The sequence below is a fragment of the Variovorax sp. GW821-FHT09A10 genome (genome assembly GCF_059418385.1).
Window position 1 is genome coordinate 1,128,748 of record NZ_JBWKPT010000002.1, and the last position, 20,545, is coordinate 1,149,292.

Annotated in this window: 20 protein-coding genes and 1 pseudogene; 14 read left to right on the plus strand and 7 right to left on the minus strand. The window is 66.2% G+C overall.

What is annotated here, in order from left to right; translation table 11 throughout:
• Window positions 1-403: 403 nt before the first annotated feature.
• The 6 genes from AC07Q9_RS12025 to AC07Q9_RS12050 all read left to right on the plus strand — a co-directional run bounded on the left by AC07Q9_RS12025 (window position 404) and on the right by AC07Q9_RS12050 (window position 8,013).
• Window positions 404-1,825 carry an FAD-binding oxidoreductase gene (locus tag AC07Q9_RS12025; RefSeq protein ID WP_495309573.1) on the plus strand — a complete coding sequence of 474 codons (1,422 nt, stop codon included), beginning with the start codon at window positions 404-406 and terminating at the stop codon, window positions 1,823-1,825.
• A gap of 72 nt (window positions 1,826-1,897) precedes the next feature.
• Window positions 1,898-2,977: an ABC transporter substrate-binding protein gene (locus AC07Q9_RS12030; RefSeq protein WP_495309575.1), complete on the plus strand. Its 1,080-nt coding sequence runs from the start codon at window positions 1,898-1,900 to the stop codon at window positions 2,975-2,977.
• A 43-nt stretch (window positions 2,978-3,020) separates the two neighbouring features.
• Window positions 3,021-4,106: an ABC transporter ATP-binding protein gene (locus tag AC07Q9_RS12035; protein WP_062472258.1), complete on the plus strand. Its 1,086-nt coding sequence runs from the start codon at window positions 3,021-3,023 to the stop codon at window positions 4,104-4,106.
• Between the two features lie 4 nt (window positions 4,107-4,110).
• Complete coding sequence (locus AC07Q9_RS12040; RefSeq protein ID WP_070064075.1) at window positions 4,111-5,889, plus strand: ABC transporter permease subunit; 1,779 nt, start codon at window positions 4,111-4,113, stop codon at window positions 5,887-5,889.
• Between the two features lie 42 nt (window positions 5,890-5,931).
• The gene (gene dapA / locus AC07Q9_RS12045; protein WP_062472263.1) at window positions 5,932-6,834 is read left to right on the plus strand and encodes a 4-hydroxy-tetrahydrodipicolinate synthase; all 903 of its coding nucleotides are present in this window, start codon (window positions 5,932-5,934) and stop codon (window positions 6,832-6,834) included.
• 12 nt (window positions 6,835-6,846) lie between these two features.
• On the plus strand, window positions 6,847-8,013 hold the full coding sequence (locus tag AC07Q9_RS12050) for an alpha-hydroxy acid oxidase (RefSeq protein ID WP_495309578.1): 1,167 nt from the start codon (window positions 6,847-6,849) through the stop codon (window positions 8,011-8,013).
• A gap of 48 nt (window positions 8,014-8,061) precedes the next feature.
• Here AC07Q9_RS12050 and AC07Q9_RS12055 read toward each other — a convergent pair whose 3' ends face one another.
• From AC07Q9_RS12055 to proC, 6 genes are all read right to left on the minus strand, one after another.
• Window positions 8,062-8,901, minus strand: a complete 840-nt coding sequence (locus tag AC07Q9_RS12055) for an IclR family transcriptional regulator (RefSeq protein WP_062472270.1) — start codon at window positions 8,899-8,901, stop codon at window positions 8,062-8,064.
• A gap of 130 nt (window positions 8,902-9,031) precedes the next feature.
• Complete coding sequence (locus AC07Q9_RS12060; RefSeq protein WP_062472273.1) at window positions 9,032-10,012, minus strand: Bug family tripartite tricarboxylate transporter substrate binding protein; 981 nt, start codon at window positions 10,010-10,012, stop codon at window positions 9,032-9,034.
• Window positions 10,013-10,060: 48 nt separating this feature from the next.
• A complete protein-coding gene (locus tag AC07Q9_RS12065; protein ID WP_495309581.1) occupies window positions 10,061-11,449 on the minus strand; it encodes an MmgE/PrpD family protein in 1,389 nt (462 codons plus the stop codon).
• Window positions 11,446-12,144 carry an RraA family protein gene (locus AC07Q9_RS12070; RefSeq protein WP_062472278.1) on the minus strand — a complete coding sequence of 233 codons (699 nt, stop codon included), beginning with the start codon at window positions 12,142-12,144 and terminating at the stop codon, window positions 11,446-11,448. Before AC07Q9_RS12070 ends, AC07Q9_RS12065 begins: the two co-directional genes overlap by 4 nt.
• A gap of 108 nt (window positions 12,145-12,252) precedes the next feature.
• Window positions 12,253-13,140 carry a transcriptional regulator GcvA gene (gene gcvA, locus AC07Q9_RS12075; RefSeq protein ID WP_062472281.1) on the minus strand — a complete coding sequence of 296 codons (888 nt, stop codon included), beginning with the start codon at window positions 13,138-13,140 and terminating at the stop codon, window positions 12,253-12,255.
• A 56-nt stretch (window positions 13,141-13,196) separates the two neighbouring features.
• Window positions 13,197-14,036, minus strand: coding sequence for a pyrroline-5-carboxylate reductase (gene proC / locus AC07Q9_RS12080; RefSeq protein WP_447742488.1), 840 nt, complete (start codon window positions 14,034-14,036; stop codon window positions 13,197-13,199).
• Between the two features lie 487 nt (window positions 14,037-14,523).
• Between proC and AC07Q9_RS12085 the strand changes: the two genes are divergently transcribed.
• Genes AC07Q9_RS12085 through AC07Q9_RS12120 form a run of 8 tightly spaced genes read left to right on the plus strand, consistent with a single transcriptional unit; the run spans window position 14,524 to window position 19,931 of the window.
• Window positions 14,524-15,018 carry a gamma-glutamylcyclotransferase family protein gene (locus tag AC07Q9_RS12085; RefSeq protein ID WP_495309584.1) on the plus strand — a complete coding sequence of 165 codons (495 nt, stop codon included), beginning with the start codon at window positions 14,524-14,526 and terminating at the stop codon, window positions 15,016-15,018.
• 54 nt (window positions 15,019-15,072) lie between these two features.
• Window positions 15,073-15,960, plus strand: coding sequence for an ABC transporter substrate-binding protein (locus AC07Q9_RS12090; RefSeq protein WP_217493493.1), 888 nt, complete (start codon window positions 15,073-15,075; stop codon window positions 15,958-15,960).
• Window positions 15,957-16,817, plus strand: a complete 861-nt coding sequence (locus tag AC07Q9_RS12095; RefSeq protein ID WP_223301492.1) for an amino acid ABC transporter permease — start codon at window positions 15,957-15,959, stop codon at window positions 16,815-16,817. The genes AC07Q9_RS12090 and AC07Q9_RS12095 overlap by 4 nt, the downstream gene beginning before the upstream one ends.
• A gap of 38 nt (window positions 16,818-16,855) precedes the next feature.
• Window positions 16,856-17,632, plus strand: coding sequence for an amino acid ABC transporter ATP-binding protein (locus AC07Q9_RS12100; protein ID WP_495309586.1), 777 nt, complete (start codon window positions 16,856-16,858; stop codon window positions 17,630-17,632).
• Complete coding sequence (locus AC07Q9_RS12105; protein ID WP_447742481.1) at window positions 17,629-18,069, plus strand: VOC family protein; 441 nt, start codon at window positions 17,629-17,631, stop codon at window positions 18,067-18,069. The genes AC07Q9_RS12100 and AC07Q9_RS12105 overlap by 4 nt, the downstream gene beginning before the upstream one ends.
• Before the next feature lie 20 nt (window positions 18,070-18,089).
• Window positions 18,090-18,740: a GntR family transcriptional regulator gene (locus AC07Q9_RS12110; RefSeq protein WP_062472295.1), complete on the plus strand. Its 651-nt coding sequence runs from the start codon at window positions 18,090-18,092 to the stop codon at window positions 18,738-18,740.
• 17 nt (window positions 18,741-18,757) lie between these two features.
• Window positions 18,758-19,060: a hypothetical protein gene (locus tag AC07Q9_RS12115; protein WP_175497133.1), complete on the plus strand. Its 303-nt coding sequence runs from the start codon at window positions 18,758-18,760 to the stop codon at window positions 19,058-19,060.
• 7 nt (window positions 19,061-19,067) lie between these two features.
• On the plus strand, window positions 19,068-19,931 hold the full coding sequence (locus AC07Q9_RS12120; protein ID WP_070064064.1) for a DMT family transporter: 864 nt from the start codon (window positions 19,068-19,070) through the stop codon (window positions 19,929-19,931).
• On the opposite strand, the pseudogene AC07Q9_RS12125 reads toward AC07Q9_RS12120, so the two are convergent.
• A pseudogene (locus tag AC07Q9_RS12125) lies at window positions 19,899-20,502 on the minus strand (transposase); the annotation flags it as partial. The gene AC07Q9_RS12120 and the pseudogene AC07Q9_RS12125 overlap by 33 nt on opposite strands.
• Window positions 20,503-20,545 lie beyond the last annotated feature (43 nt).

Below are 20,545 nucleotides of genomic sequence, written 5' to 3' on the forward strand. Positions count from 1 at the left end.
CTGGACGAGACCAGTCAGTACTCAGCGGCCCGGCGCACGACCTCCAAGCTGAGTTCCACCATTCAAAGCAGCGGCCGCCCCATCCAGCTAGCAAAAAGCGCCAGGGCAGCCATGCCATCTACCGCCATGTCGGCCGCGCGAAAAAGCACCTTGCCTGGCATTGAACCGCCGCGTCGACGCGCCGGCCACAGAACGCCCGGACACGAACGACTCGCCTCCCCCCACAGGCCCCTCAACCCCTCTGCATGAGTGCTAACCCCGATTCCATTTTCCGAAAGGCAAAATAATAATCGTATATCGATTAACAAGAGCGCATTGCAATTACTGGCCTGTTAATTGCTCAGGTCAGGCCGAGGCGTCCTTGGACGTCCTTCGATCCCTCAAACAGTGCAAAGGACCCGAAATGAAGCTCGTTGACGCGCTGATAGAACTGCTCGGCCGGGACGCCGTGCTCCAGGATGAAGCAGACACGGCAGGCTTCACGCAGGATTGGCGGGGCCGCTACCGCGGGGCCGCCTCCTGCGTCGTGCTGCCGTCTTCGACCGCGCAGGTCGCCGCCGTGGTGCGCCTGTGCGCGCAGCACCGCACCGCCGTGCTGCCGCAAGGCGGCAACACCAGCCTGTGCGGCGGCGCCGTACCGGACGAGGCACAGGCCCTGCCGGTGATCGTGTCGCTCAACCGCATGCGCAAGGTGCGCTCGATCGATGCGGCCAACAACTCCATGGTCGTGGAAGCCGGCTGCGTGCTCGCCGCGGTCCAGCAAGCGGCTGTGGAAGTCCAGCGCCTCTACCCGGTCAGCCTGGGCGCCGAGGGCTCCTGCCAGATCGGCGGCACCATCGCCACCAACGCCGGAGGCACGGGTGTGCTGCGCTGGGGCGGCACGCGCGACAACGTGCTCGGACTGGAAGTCGTGCTTCCCGACGGTACGGTCTGGGACGGCCTGTATGCGCTGCGCAAGAACAACACGGGGATCGACCTCAAGCACCTGTTCATCGGCGCGGAAGGCACGATGGGCATCATCACCGCCGCCGCCCTGAAGTTGCACCCGCTGCCGACGAGCCATGCGATGGCATGGTTCGCGCCGACCGATCCGCAGGCCGCCGTCGAGGTCCTGGGTCTGTTCCAGGCGCGCTGCGGCTCGCAACTCTCGGCGTTCGAGATGATCGATGCGCACCAGTTGAACCTGGTGCTCACCCATGTGCCGGGGCGTCGCGATCCGCTCACGTCACCCCACCCCTGGCATGTGCTGGTCGAGCTGGCCGACACCGGAGATTCGGCGGCGCTCGACCAGATGCTCCAGGATGTCCTCGAAGACGCCAGCGAGAAGGGACTGCTCGGCGATGCCGTGCTGGCCACGACCGAGGCACAGCGCGCGGCCCTGTGGGAAGTGCGGCACAGCGTGTCGGAAGCCAACAAGAAGGCCGGCATGGGCCTGACCACCGACTGCGCCGTGCCGGTATCGGCGGTGCCGGCCTTCATCGCGCAAGCCACGCAGGCGGTGCGCGCCATCGTGCCGGACATGCCAGTCGCGGTGGTCGCCCACCTGGGGGACGGGAACGCGCACTTCATTCCCTTCTATTCGTTCGCGCAATGGAACGCCTTGCCGGACCAGGAGGGCGCGGCACAGGCGGTGCGCCACGCCGTCAACGACATCGCCCACGCCCTGGGCGGCACCTTCAGCGCCGAGCACGGCGTCGGCCGCACCCAGCTGGCGGAGATGCGCAGCTACAAGCCCGCCGTCGAGTTGCGGCTGATGCATGCGATCAAGCGCGCCATCGACCCGGCGCACCTGTTCAACCCCGGCCGGCTGCTGCCGCCCGAGTGAGCCCCGTCCACGCCCGTTCTCATCTCTCTCGCTCTTCTTCCTTCCGTCCATCACTCTCATCCTGGAGTTGTCATGAAAATCAACCGTCCCTCCTCGCGCCGCGTGGTCCTGAAATCTGCTGCCGCCGGGCTCGTGGCCCTGGCAGCCCCCGCCATCTGGACGCCCGCACGGGCCGCCAGCAAGCGCATCGTCGTGCGCGATGACGGCGGCATCTACACCAAGGCCTACGGGGCGGTGTTCTATCGCCCCTTCACAGAGAAGACCGGCATCGAGGTGGTGGCCGTGCAGGCCAACGCTGAGCCCACGGCCCAGATCCGCAGCATGGTGGAGACCAAGAACTACACCTGGGACATGGCAAAAATCAGCCAGCCCGCCATCCGCACCCTGACCAGCGGCAGCAAGATCTATCTGGAAAAGCACGGCCTGGAAGCCGACCCGATGGTCGCCACCATTCCGGCGCAGTACATGTCGCCCTACGGCGTGGGCAACAACGTCTACTCCACCGTGCTGGCCTACCGCACCGACAAGTTCAAGGGCCGCAAGGCGCCCTCCTCGTGGGCCGACTTCTGGAACGTGAAGGACTTCCCGGGCCGCCGCGGCCTGCGCAAGCACCCGTTCGACACCATCGAGGAAGCGCTGATGGCCGATGGCGTGCCCAACGGCCAGGTCTACCCGTGCAACCTGGACCGTGCCCTTGCCAGCCTGGACAAGGTCAAGTCGGCCGTCGACGTGTGGTGGACATCCGGCGCGCAGGTCGAGCAGATGCTGGGCAACGGCGAGGTCGACATGGTGGCCACCTGGGTTTCGCGCGCGCAATCGGCCATTGCCAACGGCGCACCGGTCTCGATCGTCTGGAACCAGAACCTGTGGGGCTGCGACAGCTGGTCGATCCTGGCGGGCTCACCCAACGCGGACGCCTGCCGCGAGTTCATCAAGTTCGCATCCGACCCCAAGCGCATGGCCGCGCTCACCGAGTACTTTCCGGCCGGCATGACTCAGCCCGCCGCCTTCAGTTTCGTCAAGCCGGAACTGGCAAAGGGCTGCCCCACGCACCCGGACAACATCAAGAACGGCCTGCAGATCGATGCCCGCTACTGGCAGGAGAACCAGGCGCAGGTGCTGGAGAAGTTCAACGCCTGGATTCTCAAGTAAGCGCCGCTGCGCCTGCCATCCTTTACCCGCCTGCTCCTGCACCATGTCCAAGACCAGTCTGAAAATTTCCGGGCTCTCCAAGCGCTACGGCGACTTCGTTGCGCTCGCACCGACGAACATCGACGTCGCCCAGGGCGAGTTCCTGACCCTGCTGGGCCCGTCGGGCTCCGGCAAGACCACCCTGCTGAGCCTGATCGCCGGCCTGGCCCAGCCCGATGAGGGACAGATGCTCATCGACGGCGTCGATGCCACGCGCAGCGCGCCGTACGAGCGCGACATCGGCATGGTGTTCCAGAACTACGCCCTGTTTCCGCACATGACGGTGGAGGACAACATCGCCTTCCCGCTGCGCATGCGCAGGCAGGAGCAGGCCTCGATCGGGCGGCGCGTGGCCGAGGCGCTGGAGATGATCCGCCTGCCGCATGTCGCCAAGCGCTATCCGCGCGAACTCTCCGGCGGTCAGCAGCAGCGCATCGCGCTGGCGCGCTGCATGGTCTACCGCCCCTCGATCATCCTGATGGACGAGCCGCTGGGTGCGCTCGACAAGAAGCTGCGCGACCAGATGCAGCTGGAGATCAAGCGCATCCACCGCGAGCTGGGCACGACCATCGTCTACGTCACGCACGACCAGGAAGAAGCGATGACGATGTCGGATCGCATCTGCCTGATGAACGGCGGACGCATCGAACAGCTGGGCACGCCCGCCGACCTGTACTTCCGCCCGCGCACCCTGTTCGTGGCGGACTTCCTCGGCGAATCGAACCTGCTGCCTGGGACCATCGCCGAGGTCGACGCCGACGGCGTGCACGTGGCCCTGAACGGCAGCGAGATCACGGCGCGCGGCGTGTCCAACGGCACCGCACTGGCGCGCGGCCATGCGGTGCGCGTGATGGTGCGTCCCCAGAACCTGAACGTCTCCTCGGCGGCGCCTGCGCCCGGCCAACTATCGGGCCAGCTGATCGACATCATGATCACCGGCAGCCTGACCAAGCTCTATCTGCAGGCGACGCAGCAGGCCGAACCGATCGTGGCGGCCTTCCCGACCTGCCAGTCCGCCGAGCGCTACGAGACGGGCCAGACGCTGTCGCTGCACTGGCATGCGAACGACGCCGTCGTGATCGCGGAGTGATGCCATGAACAACCGTGTGAAGGCGCCCGGATTCCGCTTGGGCGCGTCGTGGCGGCAGGCCCTCATGGCCACGCCGTTGGTGCTGCTGTTGCTGGCCTTGCTGGTCTATCCGGTCGGGCAACTGCTGCTGCTGAGCATCCAGAACGACGAAGGCTTCAGCCTCGCGTCGTACCGGCAGCTGTTCGCCTCGTCGGTGTACATCAACGTGCTGCTGATCACGCTCAAGATCTCGCTGTGGACAACGCTGCTGTCCGTGGTGGCCGCCTATCCGGTGGCCTACCTCATCTCGGCATCGTCACCGAAACGCAAGGCGACGCTGCTGTTCTGGGTGCTGCTGTCGTTCTGGACCAGCTTCCTGGTGCGTGCCTTCGCCTGGGTGGTTCTGCTGGGCCGCAACGGTGTCATCAACCAGTTGCTGGTCTCCCTGGGCGTGATCGATGCGCCGGCCAACCTGCTCTACAGCGTGGGCAGCGTGCTGGTCGGCATGGTCCATGCCCTGATGCCGCTGGCGGTGCTCACCATGCTGTCGGTCATGGAGAACATCGACCGCAACCTCCCGCGCGCCGCGGCCACGCTGGGCGCGCCCCCGGGCACGGCGTTCTGGACCGTGTACTTTCCGCAGTCGCTCCCCGGCGTGGCGGCCGCGGCGATCATGGTGTTCGTGACCGCGATCGGGTTCTTCATCGTGCCCGCGCTGCTCGGGGGACGCCAGGAGACCATGATCACGCAGATCATCATCGACCAGGTGCAGCAGACGATGAACTGGGGCTTTGCCGGTGCCATCTCGGTGCTGCTGCTGGTGGTGGTGCTGGCGGTGTTCGCGCTCTACGACAAGCTGCTCGGCCTGTCCAGCATGACGGGCAGCGCGCCCAGCCGCACGCGCCCCGCGGCCGACTCGGTCAGCACCCGCTGGATCAAGCGCCAGGGCAGCGAGCTGCTTATCGCGCTGGGCCGCGCTTGCGACCTTCTCATCAGCTGGCTGCCGCGCCGCCAAGCCCATGCAGAAGGTCCTTCGCGCGGCTGGAACCTGCTGGTCTGGGCCCTTCTGGTGTTCCTCAGCGTGCCGGCATTCCTGATGATTCCGCTGTCCTTCAGCGGGGGCTCCGGCCTGGCATGGCCACCTAAGGGCTTCTCGCTGCAGTGGTATCAGCAGATGTTCGATTCGCCGCTGTGGATGCAGTCCGTGGTGCGCTCGCTCACCGTGGCGCTGGGCGCGGGCTTCCTGTCGATGCTGATCGGCACGCCGGCCGCCCTGTTGCTGGTGCGCGGGCAGATGCGCGGCAAGTCGGCCATGCTGGCGTTCGTGCTGTCGCCGATCATCGTGCCGCGCATGATCATCGCCGTTGGCATGTTCTATTTCTTTGCGCGCGTCGGCCTGGTCGGCACCTGGATCGGCCTCGTGCTGGGCCACACGGTGGTGGCGGTTCCCTATGTCGTGATGACCATGATGGCCGTGCTGCGCAACTACGACACGCGGCTCGACCTGGCAGCGCAAAGCCTGGGCGCAGGCCCGCTGGCCACGCTGCGGCATGTGACCTTCCCGATCCTAGCGGCCGGCCTGCTGTCGTCCTTCCTGTTCGCGTTCGCCACGTCCTTCGACGAACTGACGATTTCGCTGTTCGCCTCTGGAGGCTTGAACTCGACATTGCCCAAGCAATTCTGGGACGAAGTCACGCTGCAGCTGTCACCCGTCATCGCGGCGGTCTCGACCTGCCTGTTTGTCTTCATCGCGGCGCTGATCTGGGTCGCTGACCGGCTGCGCCGCGCCAGCCTGGCGCGCTGAACCGGCCCCTCCTCCATCCATTCCACTTCAAAGACATTTCTCATGAGCTTCATCGACGCATCCAAGCTGCGGGGCATCATTCCCGCCATCCCCACCCCCGTCAACGCGGACGACACGATCAACGAGTACGCCACCAAGGCGCTGCTGGCCCATCTGCTCGAGCAGGGCATCGACGGCGTGCTGCCGCTGGGCGGCACTGGGGAGTACGGCGCATTGGCGCGTGCCGAGCGCGTCAAGATGGCACGCCTGACGGTCGAGGCCGTGGCGGGCAAGGTGCCGGTGATCCCCGGCGTGCTCGACCCCGGGTTCCACGACGCGATGGATGCCGGCAAGGCCTTTGCCGATGTCGGCGCGGATGCGCTGCTGGTGCTGACGCCCTACTACACAAACCCCACGCAGGCCGGCATCCGTGACTACTTCCTGCGCTACGCCGACAGCTCGCCAGTGCCGATCATGATCTACGAGATTCCCTACCGCACCCGCATTGCGATTGCACCGGAAATCCTGCATGAACTGTCGCGCCACGAACGCATCATCGGCATGAAGGCGTGCAACACCGACATGTACCACTTCCTGCGCACTATCGCGGGCGTCGACGACTCCTTTGCCGTGCTCAGCGGCGAAGACACGCTGTTCCCCCTGCACGTGGCGGCCGGCGCCCGCGGCGGGATCGTCGTGACGGCCAGCCTGCTGCCGCGCGCCTGGCGCAACATCTACGACGCCGCGCGCGAGGGCCGTACCGACGAGGCGCTGTCCCTGCACCGCGACCTGATGCCGCTGATGAACCTGGCATTCGCCGAGACCAACCCGGGGCCGATGAAGTCCGTCATGGACCTGATCGGCGTGAATGCCCCCGAGATGCTGGCGCCCCTGGTGCCGCCTGCCCCCGAACTGCAACAGGCCATGCGCGCGGAGTTGTCGCGGCAACTGGCGATCGCGCGCTGATCGGCAGCGGCCATGGCGGCACTCGCTGCAGTACAGGACTACCGCGTGCTGGCACGCAGGCGTCTCACGCGTATCGCCGGCGACTACCTGGAGGGTGGCGCGGAAGATGGACGCACGCTGACGCGCAATCGGCGCGCGTACGACGCGCTGCTGTTCAAGCCGCGCGTGCTCACCGAAGTCAGCGCGGTGGATGCGGGCGTCGACGTGCTCGATCAGCATCTGGCCATGCCCGCGGTGGTGGGCCCCACGGGTCTGAACGGCCTGTACTACCCGCGCGCCGAGGAGGCACTCGCCGTCGCGGCACATCGCGCCGGCTTGCCGTTCGTGCTCTCCACGGCCTCCACCTCGCTGCTGGAAGACGTGCGCCGCGCCAGCGACGGCGAGCTCTGGCTGCAGCTGTATGTGCAACGTGACCGCAGCATCGCCCAACGCATGATGCAGCGCGCACGTGACGCCGGCTACACCACGCTGATGCTCACCGTCGACACGCCCGTGCACGGTGTGCGCGATCACGACATCCGCAATGGCTTCAAGATGCCCCTGCGCATCACGCCGCGGCTGATGGCCGATGTCATGACCCATCCGCGCTGGTGCATGCGCATGCTGCGCCAGGGCGGCTCACCGCAACTGGTGAACCTGGCACGAAGCACGGGCATGGCGGTCAACCTGGCCGCGCAGGCCGGCGCGATGAGCCGCCAGATGGACATGTCGCTGCGCTGGCAGGACATCGACTGGTTGCGCGCGCACTGGCCGGGCCGTGTGCTGGTGAAGGGCATCCTGTCGGTGGACGATGCGCTGCGCGCACGCGCGGCGGGTGTGGATGGCATCGTGCTGTCCAACCACGGCGGTCGTCAGCTGGAAAGCGCACCCAGTCCCCTCGAGCTGCTGCCGGCCGTGACCAAGGCGGTGGGGTCGGCATTGACGGTCATGATGGACGGCGGCATCCGTCGCGGCAGCGACATCGTCAAGGCGCGTGCCCTGGGCGCGCAGGCCGTCTTGCTCGGACGCGCGCCGCTGTACGGTCTGGCCGCGCGAGGTCCCCGCGGCGTGTCCGAAGTGCTGCAGATCCTGCGCAACGAATGCGAAACGACCCTTCGCCTGCTCGGGTGTCCCCGTGCGGCGGAACTGACGCCTTCGATCTTTCAGCCCGGATGGGGAGAACGCCTAAGAACGATCTGAGGCCTGCATGCCGGAATCGCCGGCATGCCTGCAGAGCGTCGCCGCTCGCTACTCGCCGTAGCCCGCGAACTTGGCCTTGGAGATGGAGGTGGCGGCCACCTGCACGTGCTGTGCAAGCTGCGCCTCCACCTGCTCGGTCGTCCAGCGTGTCGTCGGCACGGCGATGTTGACCGCGGCTACGGCAACTCCCCGATGATCGGTGATCGCAGCGGCAATGGAGATGTCCCCCATCACCGTCTCGTTGGTGATCACGGCATAGCCGCGCTCGGCCGCACGTTCGATGCGCGCAAGGAGCTCATCCATGCGCGTCTCGGTATAAGGCGTGATCGCCGTCAGCCGTGAGCGCTGCAAGACCTCGACGCGCTGCGACGGCTCCATGCGCGCCAGGATGGAGGTGCCCGAGGCGGTGCAGAAGGCAGGAAGCCGGCTCCCCACCGCGATGTCGACGTTGACCAGGTGCTTGCCTGGAAACCGGGCCACGAACACGATCTCGGTGTCGTCCAGTTCCTGCAGGTTGGTAGTCTCTCCGAGCGTGCGACTGATGTCCAGCAGGTACGGCGACGCCTTGTCTACCAAGGCATTAGCACGCAGGTAGTTGTAGGACAGTTGCAGCACCTTGGACGTCAGTCCATATTGACGCGTGTCGGGAATGCGGCGCAGGTAGCCGATCTTCTCCAACGTGTAGACCACGCGCTGCGTCGCACTGCGGTCGAGGTTGGACGCGCGCGCAATGTCTGCGATGGTCAGGTGACCACGCGTTCCATTGAATGCATCCAGGACATGGAAGGCCTTTTCCGTCGAGCCGATGAACAGCGACGAATGGCCGTGACGCCTGGTTTGCTGGGTTTCCGAGGGGATCTCGGGAGATGGATCCGACGGACTGGGCATCTGCGCGGAAGAGCTGAAGTGGAGGAAGCGCCCCTCGGGGCCATGCGCCGTTGTTGCAACGGCGAGCCTGCCCAGTTTACCGCGTGCGCGACGCTCGAACGCACCTCATCCCTGCCCGCGCCGACCCATCTCACTGGAGCGTGATACCGGTCTCGCCAAGCACCTTCGCCCAGGTCGCCACCTCGCTGCCGATCTTCTTGCGTGCCTCAGCGGGGCTTTGCGTGACCACCTCGATGCCCAAGGCCTCGAACCGCTGATGCACCTGCGAGTCCTTCAAGGCAGTGTTGAGGTCTGCATTGAGCTGATCCACCACAGCCTTGGAGGTGCCGCGCGGCGCAGAGATGCCGAAGATGGAAACGACATCGTTGGTCAACTTGACGCCGCTCTCGCGCAAGGTCGGTACATCGGGCAATGCAGGGCTTCGCGCCGGCCCTGCGATGGCCAGCACCTTGATGCGGCCCCCCTTTAGGTTGTTGATGGCCGTCGAGGTGTTGACGAACATGGCATGAATCTGGCCGCCGATCAGGTCGGTAAGGGCCGGTGTCGACCCCTTGTAAGGCACTGCGAGCAGATCGATGCCAGCAGCGCGCTTGAGCATCTCGCCCGCGACGTGCTCGAGCGAGCCATTGCCCGTGGTCGCATACGAATAGCCGCCAGGGTTCTTCTTTGCGGCTTGGATGAACTCCTGCAGCGTCTTCACGGGCAGCGAGGACGGCACAACCATCACGTTCGGCAGGTTGCCCACGATGGCCACGTGCTCGAAATCCTTCATCAGGTCGTAGCCGGCGCTGCTGCCCATGAGGTTGGCATTGATGGCGTAGGTGGTCAGCGCGGACATCAGCACCGTGCGGCCATCGGCCGGCGAGCGCGCCACGTACTGGGCGCCGATGTTCCCGGAAAATCCGGGCCGGTTGTCGACGATGACGCCATGGCCGCGCAGCGCGGACAGCTTTTGGGCCAGCGCGCGTGCCATGGCATCGAGCGAGCCCCCCGCGGGGTAGCCCACCACGATCGTCATGTCCTTAGAACCTTGGCTGTGGGCGAGCTTGCTCGAGGCCAGCAACGGCAACGCGGCGCAGGCAAGCAGTTGGCGGCGTGAAATGGTGGGCATGGCGGGTACTCCAGAAGAATCGATGTGATGAATGAACGAATGCGGCGGTCAGCGCGTGGCAGCCAGCAGACGGCCCAGTGTTCGCGCATCGGGAAACGGTGTGCCGCGCAGTGCACTGAGCAGCTCGGCAGCCGCTGCGCCGTCCATCGCCAAGCTCGCGCAGGCCATGAATTTGTCTCGGTGCTCGGCATCGCTCAGAGGTTGCGATGGATGGCCTCGCGGCTTGGCGCGACGGTCATGGAACACCGTCTGGCCATCCACTTCGATATGAAGCTCGGCGAAATCGCCGTTGCCCGCGGGGAAGTCGATGCCCGGTGCGACTTCGATGCGCTGCGCCAAGGCACGCACGTCGGGGCGCTCCAGCGCCGCATCCACGAAATCCGTCAGCCCCTGCGTCCCACCAAGCAGCGCCACGGCGACGCAGTATTCGACATGGAACTTGGCCTCCATCCCCGATGTCGGCCAGACCGTCCTGCGCGCAGCGCCCAGCCGCGTGCTGATGCCACAGCGGATCCGGCTGGCACCGACCAACTCGGGCAGGCGGTGGGCCCGCGTCTCGATCGCCATGTCGACCAGCGCATGCATCAAGGAACAGGTGGGGTACTGCTTGTAGACGATGCCCGGGGCCACCAGCTCGAACGGCTGGCCCAAGGCTGCCAGGGCGCGCTGCGGTCGCGCGTCGTCACCGCAGAACAGGGCTAGGAATCCTTCGTGCCCCTCCAGCGCCTGGGCACTGGCGGTGACGCCCGCCTCGGCCAGCCGCGCGGCCAGCACGCCGTTGTGGGCTGCCAGCCCCGCATGCAGCGGCTTGGTCATGGAGCCGAAGTTCACGCGCAAGCCTGCCGCCATCGATGCCGCGATACCCAGTGCGTGCACGGTGCGCATCTCGTCGAGCCCCAGCAGCTTCGCGCAGGATGCGGCGGCCCCCACGGCGCCCAGCGTGCAGGTGGTGTGCCACCCCAGCTGCGAATGGCGGTCATTGACGGCGAGCCCGAGCTTGGCGGCGATTTCAACGCCCACCACGTAGGCCTCGACGAGCGCTGGCCCCGCGACACCGATCTCTTCGCCCAACGCCAGCACGGCCGGAACGATCGGCGCCGAGGGATGGCCACGCATGGATTCGTTGGTGTCGTCGATGGCGTGTGCGTGCGCGGCGCAGCCGTTGATGAGCGCGGCATCGCGCGCCGAGGCGCGCCGCGGCTGGGCCCAGAGGGTGCACGGCCCGGTGCCGGTCTCGGCCAGCCGGGCCGCCTGGATGGAGACAGGCTCACCGGCACCGGCGAGCGCGCCCCCCAGGCAGTCGGCGATCGCGCGTTGCGCTTCGGCGTGCACAGAGACGGGCATGTGATCGAAGGCAGCGGACTGGACAAAGGCCGCGAAAGCGCGCGTCAGGCCCTGAGGCTGCTCCGCTTCACCTGCGCAGGACGCGGCGCTCATGCGGCGTCGCCCTGCGGTTGCCAGGCGGCGACGTGCGCCTCCATCTCGTCGAGAAAGCCATGGATGCCATGACCGCCGACTTGCACGCTCAGCGCCGCACACACCGCGTCGATGCTGCGGCGCGGGACGATCGCGACGCCTTCGACGCTCGCGCAGATCACATCCCCCGGGCTGACGATCACGCCACCGCAGGCCACCGGCACGTTGAGTTCGGCGGGCCCGAGCTTCGGTCCCGAATGGGGGGAGATACCCAGCCCGTAGATCGGGATGCCGGCCTCCTGGGCCTCTGCCATGTCTCGCCAGGCGCCATTAACCAGCAGACCGGCCATGCCGTATTCGTCGCGCGCCACCTTGAGCAGTTCGAAGCCTCCCATGCACCAGCGCGTGAAGGCTTGGCCGTCCACCACGAGGACGTCGCCAGGCTTGATGCGGCGGATCGCGGCCATGACGCCGAGGTTGTCGCCCGGGGGGCACTTGACGGTGAACGCAGGACCTGCCATCGGGAGGGCCGGCAGCACCAGGGGCCGCACCTCGGGCGCGCAGGTGTACATGCGCCCCACCAGATCGCTCAGGCGGGTGACGTCGGCCGCACGCAGCTGCGCCAGGCAGGCGGCATCGATCGGCGCGGCGTGCGGCTGGATCAGGAATGGCGCAAGGGGTCGCTTCCAGCGGCGATCGGAAGGTGTGGCAGACATGGTGGCTTCAGGGTCAAAGTGCAGATTTGCTGCGAATCTTTGCTATTTTCCGAAGCTCACCTCTATTGCGAAAGCGACGATTACTGATGAACCGATGAGGTTATCTCATCAACTTACGACGGCCGCCAACAGCCATTCGCGGAAGGCGGCCACCGCCGGGGCGTCGCGGCGCGCCTCGGGACACACGAAGTGATAGCCGCGCGAGCTCGGCAGTCCAAAGCGGGACAGCTGCACGATCCGGCCCTGTGCGATGTCGCTCGCGACCAGAAAGCGCGGCAGAAGTGCTGCCCCCATGTCGGCCAGCACCGCTTCCAGGATCATGTTGAAGCTGTCGAAGCGCGGCCCGCGAAATGCGTTCGGCGGCTCCACCTCGACATGGCGGAACCAGTCTTGCCAGGCGGAAGGTCGCGTGAATTGCTGCAGCAACGTGGCCCGTCCAAGATCGGCCGGCGTGCGCAGCTTCAGCGCCTGCCGGTAGGTCCGGCTGCTGACCGGGATCATGTCCTCGTCCATCAGCAGCGTTGCGACCGCACCGGGCCAGGCGGGCTCACCATAGTGAATGGCAGCGTCGAAAGGCTCTTTCGCGAAATCGAACGGCGCGCTGCGCGACACCAGGTTGACGTTGACCTCGGGATGCATCGCCAGGAACGTGGGCAGCCGCGGGATCAGCCACTTGACGGCAAAGGTCGGCACCGAGGCGAGGTTCAGGATCTCCTTGTCACCCGTGGCCATGGCCTGGTTGGTGACCTCGCCCAGGTCCTTCAGGATGCGCCGGACCTCTTCCAGGTAACGTGCGCCCGGCCCCGTCAGCAGCACGCGCTGGCGCACACGCGCGAACAGGGCCACGCCCAGGTTCTCCTCCAGCTGTCGCACCTGCTGGCTCACCGCGCCTTGCGTCAGGTGTAGCTCATCGGCCGCGCGCCGGAAGTTCAGATGTCGCGCAGCCGATTCGAAGGCCGTCAGGGCCGTGATGGAGGGGAGTCGCGCACGCTTCATGGAATGCCATTGTCGGTGCGGCGTGCCCGCTAGGCGGCCGTGCAACGCGTTCGCGCTCAGGCCTGCTGCGCGAACTCTCTAGAGATGGCCTCGGCCCGCGTGCAGGCCGCGGCGACGGCATCCTTCAGGGCCTGGGCAGTCCGGGCCGCGTCCAGTTGCGCCAGCGCAGCCTCCGTGGTTCCATGCTTGGACGTCACGCGCTCGCGCAGCGTCCCGAATGCATCGCCCGACTGCGCCTGCTGCACGGCGCCGGCGACGGTCTTGAGGACCAGCTCGCGCGCCGCCACCTCGTCGAAGCCCACCGCCTGGGCCGCGGCCTGGAACGCCTCCAGAAAGTGAAACACGTAGGCGGGGCCGCTGCCGCTGACGGCCGTGACAGCATTCAGTCGTTCGTCGTTTTCGACCCAGAAGCAATGGCCCGTCGTGGCCAGCACGTCCTGCGCGACGCGTCGGTCGGCCGGCGCCGCCTCCGGCGCGGCGGTCAAGCCCGTCACGCTGGCACCGATCAGGGCCGACGTGTTCGGCATGGCGCGAATCACGCGCGCGCTTGCCAGCCAACCCGACAGCTCGACGCAGCGGATCCCCGCCGCGATGCTGATGTGCAGGGGTGCCCGCAGGTGCGCGCTGGCCTGCTGCACCGCCTGGCGCAGCACCTGCGGCTTGACGGCCCAGACCACCACCTCGGCACCCGCCAGACGATCGTCGACGCGGCCTCCCACATCGACGCCCAGCGAGGCGTGCAGGCGCTCTTGCTGCGCCGCGTCGGGGTCGAACACCACGATGGCCCGGGGCGGCAGCCCCGCCCTGATCAGGCCGCTGATCAGGGCCGTCGCCATCTGACCGCCGCCGATGAAGGCGTACGAGCCGGCTTGTGCTTTGGAAAATTCTGAGTTCATGAGAAGTCTGGGTTGATGCTGCGTGCACGGAAGACCCCGGCAGCAAAGTCTCTGGCGATAGGGGAAGCGCCGGCAAGAAATGCAGGGGGATGCCTCTGTGGCAACACTCCATGGCCGGCTACACCAAATCTACGCATCCCTCGCCGAGCATTGTTTCGAAGATGCGCATCGACACCACACAAAGCACGGTGCGGCCGTGCGTTGGCGATGCATCCGGCCCCCGGCCGCGTCCTCGCAGGCCACGGTCTGCAGCATCGATGCCGGCTTCGAGCGCAGCGCGCGGAGCGACCCGCCCACCTGAGCCGCCATCGCGCAAGACCACTCCAGCGGCGTTCCGCCGGCGAGCCGCGTTGCGCGCGTAAACCCTGCCTTGTTTTCGTATATTTCTTCGTATATCTTTATGTATATGAAGAAGCCGGACGCGGTTTTCTTCTGCCAGGGGGCCCTCTTGCCAGGGCCTTTGTTCCTCATTTTCCAGAGAGATTTGATGTACTACTTCGCCTACTGCACCTGGATCAACGATCCGGAAATCAAACGCTACATGCCCGGATGCAAGAAGATTGCCAAGGCCGTGCTGCCTAACTACCGCCTGGAATTCCATGCCGCTGCCGGCCGCACCGACCGCGGCTGGTGCCACCTGAACGGCCTGCCCGAAGCGTGGGGCGAACAATGCGAAGGCCTCGTGTTCGAAGACGACGGCCTGACCGACGACTACGACGATTTCGAGCGCTTCGCCATCACCGTCCTCGGGGAAGATGGCAAGACCTACAACTGCTGGACCTATCGCATGACCTCGCCCGGCATGGCGATGCGCCCGCCGAACTTCTACTGGCAGCACATTCCCGACGGTCTGAAGTCCGAGGGCTTCTCCGCCGACTACATCGCCAAGGTTCAGGCCACCTACGAAGCTGCAGCGCCCTGCCCACGCGCGGACCGCCCGAATCCTTCCGCAATCCCTGGCAAGTCCGCCGACTCGCGTTAACCACGACTGCGCCTACGCCGTCAGCATCTCAAGAAATCACCGAGAAAGAAAATCATGCGAACGTTCATGTCATCTCTTCGGGCAACTCTGCTGCTGACGGCGTTGTCGCCGTTGTGCGGCCTTGCCCAGCCCGCGGCATCACCCGCCACCGAAGCGGCACGGGCCGTGCCCCCCGACGTCAAGGCGCGCGGCGTGCTGCGCGTCGGATCTCAGCAGACCTTCCCTCCCGTCGAGTTTCGTGAACCCGGCGGCACCAGCGTCTCGGGCGTGAGCCGCGACCTGCTCGAGGACGTGGCGCGCCGTCTGGGCCTGAGGCTCGAATACATCCAGTCCGAGTACGCCTCCCTGATCTCCGGCGTGGAAGCCGACCGCTTCGACGTCGCCTCCGGCGGCATCAGCGACACGGAGGAGCGCGAACAGAAGCTCGACTTCGTGAACTACATGCAGTCCGGCGGCAGCATCCTGGTGCTGTCCGCCAACACCGACAAGCTCTCGACCATCGATGACTTCTGCGGCAAGGGGATCGCCACGATGCTCGGTGGACGCACCATCATGACCGCCGTGGAGGCGGCCTCGGAACGCTGCACGAAGAACGGCAAGGCACCGATCCGCGCTGAGCAGTTGCCCACCGCACCCGATTCACGCATGCAGCTGGATCTCAAGCGCGTCGACGGCTACATCGGAGACTACCCGGCACTCGTCTACATGGGCTCGCAGTTCCCGGGCAAGTACAAGGTCGTGGGCGGCAACTACATGCTCACGCCTTACATCACCTCATGGGGCTTCGCCAAGAGCAAGACCGGCCTGCGCGATGCGGTTCAGAAAGCCACGCAGAGCATGCTCGAAGACGGCACCTACAGAAAGATCCTGGACAAGTGGAATGTCGGCGGCGCCGCGCTGCCGACGATCAGCATCAACCTGCCCTCCAGCAAGCGCAAGTGAACTCCACTCCTACTTCCTCTGCATCGGCTGCGCTGCCGGTGCGCCGCGTGGTACACCGGCGCCAATGGGGTGCCTGGTGCTTCGGCGCGGTCGTGGTGCTGGCGCTGGCCTGGCTGGTCACGGCCGCGGTCGGCTCCAAGGTGATCGACGTCGGCGTGTTCGCCAGCTACGTGTTCAGCCGCAACGTGCTCATCGGTGCCGGCCATTCCGTGATGCTCGGCACCATCGCGCTGCTGCTGGCGGTGGCGGTCGGGCTGATCGTGGCCATGATGCGCGTGAGCGGCAACCCGATCCTCGTGGGCTTCGCCGCCAGCTACGTGTACTTATTTCGCGGGACGCCGATGCTGATCCAGCTGATCTTCTGGTTCAACGCGTTCCCGATCATGTTTCCGCAGCTGCATCTGGTGGTGCCGTTCACCGGCCTCGTGCTGCTGGACCTACCGATGACGCAGGTCATCACGCCCTACGCGGCGGCCCTGGCCGGGCTGAGCCTGGCCGAAGGCGCCTACATGGCCGAGATCATCCGCGGCGGATTCATCGCTGTGGACAACGGCCAGCGCGACGCGGCGCGCTCCATCGGCATGACGCACGGCATGATCATGCGCAAGGTAGTGATCCCGCAAGCGGCGCGCATCATCGTGCCTGCCACGGGCAACCAGTACATCATGCTGCTGAAGTCGACCTCGCTGGCCTCTGCCATCGGCTACCTCGAGCTGCTACGCATCTCCACCGACATCTACGCGGCTAACTTCCGGGTGGTCGAACTGCTGGCCGTGGCCGGGTTCTGGTATTTGGTCATGACCGCCTTCGCCACCGCCTTGCAAACGTCGCTCGAGAAGCGATTCCCACACCGATGACTACGCCCACCTCCCGCCCCGTCACGCAGGCCGTCCGCATGGTCGGCGTGACCAAGTATCGCGCCACGCAGGCCGTCCTGCGCGACGTGAGCTTCGATGTGCCCGAGGGCCAGGTCGTGGCTGTGCTCGGCCCGTCCGGCGCAGGCAAGTCGACGCTGCTGCGCTGCATCAACCATTTGGAAACCATCGACGGCGGCAAGATCTTCGTCAGCGGCGAACTCATCGGCTATCGCGAACGAGGCGACGCGCTGATCGAGCTGCCGGACAGCGAGATCAGCCGGCAACGCCGGCGCATCGGCATGGTGTTTCAGAGCTTCAATCTGTTTCGCCACATCACCGTTCTCGACAACGTGATGGCCGGTCCGGTCCATGTGCTGGGACAGACGAATGCCCAGGCCAGGGCACTGGCGATGGAGTTGCTGTCCCGCGTGGGCCTGGCCGAAAAGGCCGGCGCGTACCCGAACCAGCTCTCAGGCGGCCAACAGCAGCGCGTAGCCATCGCGCGGGCACTGGCGCTCAAGCCGCGGCTGATGCTGCTGGACGAGCCCACCAGCGCGCTGGACCCCGAGCTGTCGCATGAGGTGATTGCCGCCATCCGTCAGCTCGCGCTGGACGGCATCACGCTCATGATCGCCACGCACGAGATGTCGCTGGCGCGCGATTTCGCACATCGGGTGCTGTTCATGGTCAATGGCGAGCTGGTCGAGGACCGGCCGGCACGCGACTTCTTCCAAGCCCCGCGGCACGAGCGCAGCAAGCAGTTCCTCGCGCACCACGCGGACGCCCCCGCTTCTTTGGAAACAACGGCTTCATGAAACAATTCTTCAAGACCCTCCACCATGTGTGCATCGTCGTGCACGATCTGGACAAGACGGTGAACTACTACGAAAAGCTCGGCGTGGGCCCCTGGTTCGACTACCCCAAGGCGGGGCCCTACGTCGAATTCGATGTGCCGAACCGGGCGGCCTCCGATGCCATGCGCTACAAATGCGTCGACCTCGACAATGTGCAGATCCAGATCTGCCAGCCTTCGGAACTCGATTCGCCGCAGCGGCGCTTCCTGGACCAGCATGGTGAAGGCGTGTATCACCTGGGCTTCGAGGTTGCGGATCGCGACGCAGCCGAGGCCGCCGCGCGTGCACTGGGCATTGGCGTGACCGCCCGGGGTGCACGTGCGGACGGCTCGGGCTTTGCCTACTTCGACACGCGTGCGCAGGCCGGGGTGGTACTAGAAGTGCGCAAGAGCGCTTGAACAATATTGCAGGAGGCCGAATGGCACTCAAGAAGACCGGCAACGACCTGATCGCCGGAGATGTTTTCCAGAAGCTGCGAACAAAGATCCTGACCCTGGACATCAAGCCGGGCTCACGGCTGGTGGAGGACGAGGTGTCGGCCTGGCTGGAAGCCGGCCGCACGCCCGTGCGCGAGGCGCTGCTTCGACTGCAGGGCGAAGGCCTAGTCAGTCGCGACCGCGGCTGGGTCGTCGAGGCCAGCGATCCTGCGTCGTTCCGGACCATCTTCGAGAGCCGCATCGCCATCGAGGGCTATGCCACGCGACTGGCTGCCGAACGCGCCACGCCTGCGGCGCTCGATGAGCTCGAACAGTTGGTCACCGAGATGGACCGCGGCGAGGAGCTGCCACGCAGCGAAATCAATCGGCTCAACCAGACATTTCATCGGCAGATCGTCGCACTCTCGGAGAACCCCTTCTTCGCCGAGTTGCACGAGCGCACGCAGTTTCAATACTGGAACCTGCGGCTGCCGGTGATCTTCATGAAGGACCAGCTGGGCCGTTCGTCCGAGCAGCATCATGCGATCCTCTCGGCATTGAAGGACCGCGATGGCGAGCGCGCGGAGCGCGCCACGCGCGAGCACATCCAGACGACGATGAGCATCGTCGCGGACGCGCTGCGCGACGACTGACGCCGAGACGACTACCCATGCACGCCTGGCGCATCGCGGCCCGAAATACGCATCTGTACCCCGGCGCGAGGATGCAGGGCCTGGACCCGGCGCTGCGCCATGCCCTGCATGCCGGCGATACGGTCACCATCGAGTTCTCGGACCAGGGTGTCGCGCAGGGCGAGGTGCTGGCGTGCTCCGACCAGGGCTGGCACCTGGGGGCGCGGCCTCATACCACGATGGCGGGCACCACCGTCGCGGCCAAGCACTGGCTCATCGAGTGGGCGGGCGCTGACGACGACGACGCTGCGGGCATGCGCGTCAAGGCGCACCTGGCCTGAGCTTGCCGTGACCTCCTCCCATCGCCCCGCCGCGGGCGGCGCGCTGCTGGTCGCGGCCATGGCCGGCTTCGCGCTCTCGGACATGTGGGCCAAGGGACTGGCCAGCACTTTTCCCCCGTTCCTGCTGGCCTGGTTCCGCTACCTGGGCCTCTTCGCCCTGGTGTTGCCACTGGTGCTCACCAGGCCCGCCTTGCTGCGCACTGCCCAGCCGCGCCTGCAGGTGCTGCGCGCAGTGGCACTGGTTGGCTCCGCCCTCTTCTTTCTCTACGCGCTGCGATCGATACCGCAGGCCGAAGCGACGGCCATGGTGTTCGCGTCACCTCTATTCGTCATGCTGCTGGCGCGGGTGGTGCTCGGTGAGCGCGCAGACTTGCAGCGATGGCTGCCGGTGCTGTGCGGCTTCGCGGGAGTGCTGGTCGTGGTGCGGCCCGGTACGCTGGCCTTCGGCGGTGCCGAGATCTTTCCGATGTTGTCATCAATGTCCTGGGCATGCGCGGTCATCCTCACGCGCCGCCTGTCCGCCGCAGAGCACACCGCGACCACGGTGCTCTATTCATCCGCGATCGGTGTACTGGGCCTGAGTCTGTTGCTCCCGGCCATGGACTGGTCGCCCATCGGCACCGCCTGGTGGCGTCTGGCGCTCATGTCGCTCAGTTGGTGCGCCGCGCAATGGCTGGTGCTCCTGGCCTACCGCATTGCGCCGCCCTCGGCGATCGCGCCGTTTTCGTACTCACAGATGCTGTGGGCCGCCCTGCTCGGGTGGATGGTGTTCGGCCACTGGCCCGATGCGACCAGTTGGACAGGCATGGGCCTGATCGCACTGGGCGGAGGCTACGCAGCGCTTCAGACCCGGTTCATCCGGCGCCGATGAGAGGCGTCGCGCCTCACGGTCGGCACTGACGACTTCGCCCTGTTGTCTCTGAACGATCCGAGGGCGACCATAGCTTCGGCGGCTGACATCATGGATGACTGCCACCTTGGCGTCCAGAGCCTGGTTGGCCAGTGTGCTGGGGCTGGGCGGGCGCACGCGCCATTGGCAATAGCCGCTGCGAGACACGCCCAGGACTCGGCAAGGCCGGCTGACGGCGTACTGGTTGCGATGCTCGTCGATCCAGGCGTACTTCATCGCGCCCCCTGGCGAAGTACGACGTCACTTTTCGAAGGATTTCGACATCCAGCTTCACGTCGGCCAATTCCCTGCGCAGCCGGATGTTCTCAGCTTCCCGTTCACTGATTGGGCGACGCGCAGGCGCCTCACCAGACACTGCCGCGTCGCTGGCACCGGCCGATGCAATGCCTCGCCTGGACCAGTTGCCCAACGTGGCCACCGGCACACCAAGACGTCGTGCGGCCTCGTGGCCACCAACCGACGCCGCGAGCTTGACAGCCTGGGCTTTGAATTCCCCTTTGTACTGCCTCTTAGGCAGCTTACCTTCTCCCATCTCGATTATCCGTACCTCTGAAGTTATCAATTTCTTGCTGTAC

What these genes read in the sequence shown, in the direction of transcription:
- AC07Q9_RS12110 (WP_062472295.1), top strand. Translation starts at nt 18,090, where the DNA reads ATGGCACTCAAGAAGACCGGCAACGACCTGATCGCCGGAGATGTTTTC.
- proC (WP_447742488.1), bottom strand. Translation starts at nt 14,036, where the DNA reads ATGAACTCAGAATTTTCCAAAGCACAAGCCGGCTCGTACGCCTTCATC.
- AC07Q9_RS12100 (WP_495309586.1), top strand. Translation starts at nt 16,856, where the DNA reads ATGGTCGGCGTGACCAAGTATCGCGCCACGCAGGCCGTCCTGCGCGAC.
- AC07Q9_RS12030 (WP_495309575.1), top strand. Translation starts at nt 1,898, where the DNA reads ATGAAAATCAACCGTCCCTCCTCGCGCCGCGTGGTCCTGAAATCTGCT.
- AC07Q9_RS12070 (WP_062472278.1), bottom strand. Translation starts at nt 12,144, where the DNA reads ATGTCTGCCACACCTTCCGATCGCCGCTGGAAGCGACCCCTTGCGCCA.
- AC07Q9_RS12105 (WP_447742481.1), top strand. Translation starts at nt 17,629, where the DNA reads ATGAAACAATTCTTCAAGACCCTCCACCATGTGTGCATCGTCGTGCAC.
- AC07Q9_RS12040 (WP_070064075.1), top strand. Translation starts at nt 4,111, where the DNA reads ATGAACAACCGTGTGAAGGCGCCCGGATTCCGCTTGGGCGCGTCGTGG.
- AC07Q9_RS12035 (WP_062472258.1), top strand. Translation starts at nt 3,021, where the DNA reads ATGTCCAAGACCAGTCTGAAAATTTCCGGGCTCTCCAAGCGCTACGGC.
- AC07Q9_RS12060 (WP_062472273.1), bottom strand. Translation starts at nt 10,012, where the DNA reads ATGCCCACCATTTCACGCCGCCAACTGCTTGCCTGCGCCGCGTTGCCG.
- gcvA (WP_062472281.1), bottom strand. Translation starts at nt 13,140, where the DNA reads ATGAAGCGTGCGCGACTCCCCTCCATCACGGCCCTGACGGCCTTCGAA.
- AC07Q9_RS12050 (WP_495309578.1), top strand. Translation starts at nt 6,847, where the DNA reads ATGGCGGCACTCGCTGCAGTACAGGACTACCGCGTGCTGGCACGCAGG.
- AC07Q9_RS12115 (WP_175497133.1), top strand. Translation starts at nt 18,758, where the DNA reads ATGCACGCCTGGCGCATCGCGGCCCGAAATACGCATCTGTACCCCGGC.
- AC07Q9_RS12055 (WP_062472270.1), bottom strand. Translation starts at nt 8,901, where the DNA reads ATGCCCAGTCCGTCGGATCCATCTCCCGAGATCCCCTCGGAAACCCAG.
- dapA (WP_062472263.1), top strand. Translation starts at nt 5,932, where the DNA reads ATGAGCTTCATCGACGCATCCAAGCTGCGGGGCATCATTCCCGCCATC.
- AC07Q9_RS12065 (WP_495309581.1), bottom strand. Translation starts at nt 11,449, where the DNA reads ATGAGCGCCGCGTCCTGCGCAGGTGAAGCGGAGCAGCCTCAGGGCCTG.
- AC07Q9_RS12025 (WP_495309573.1), top strand. Translation starts at nt 404, where the DNA reads ATGAAGCTCGTTGACGCGCTGATAGAACTGCTCGGCCGGGACGCCGTG.
- AC07Q9_RS12085 (WP_495309584.1), top strand. Translation starts at nt 14,524, where the DNA reads ATGTACTACTTCGCCTACTGCACCTGGATCAACGATCCGGAAATCAAA.
- AC07Q9_RS12090 (WP_217493493.1), top strand. Translation starts at nt 15,073, where the DNA reads ATGCGAACGTTCATGTCATCTCTTCGGGCAACTCTGCTGCTGACGGCG.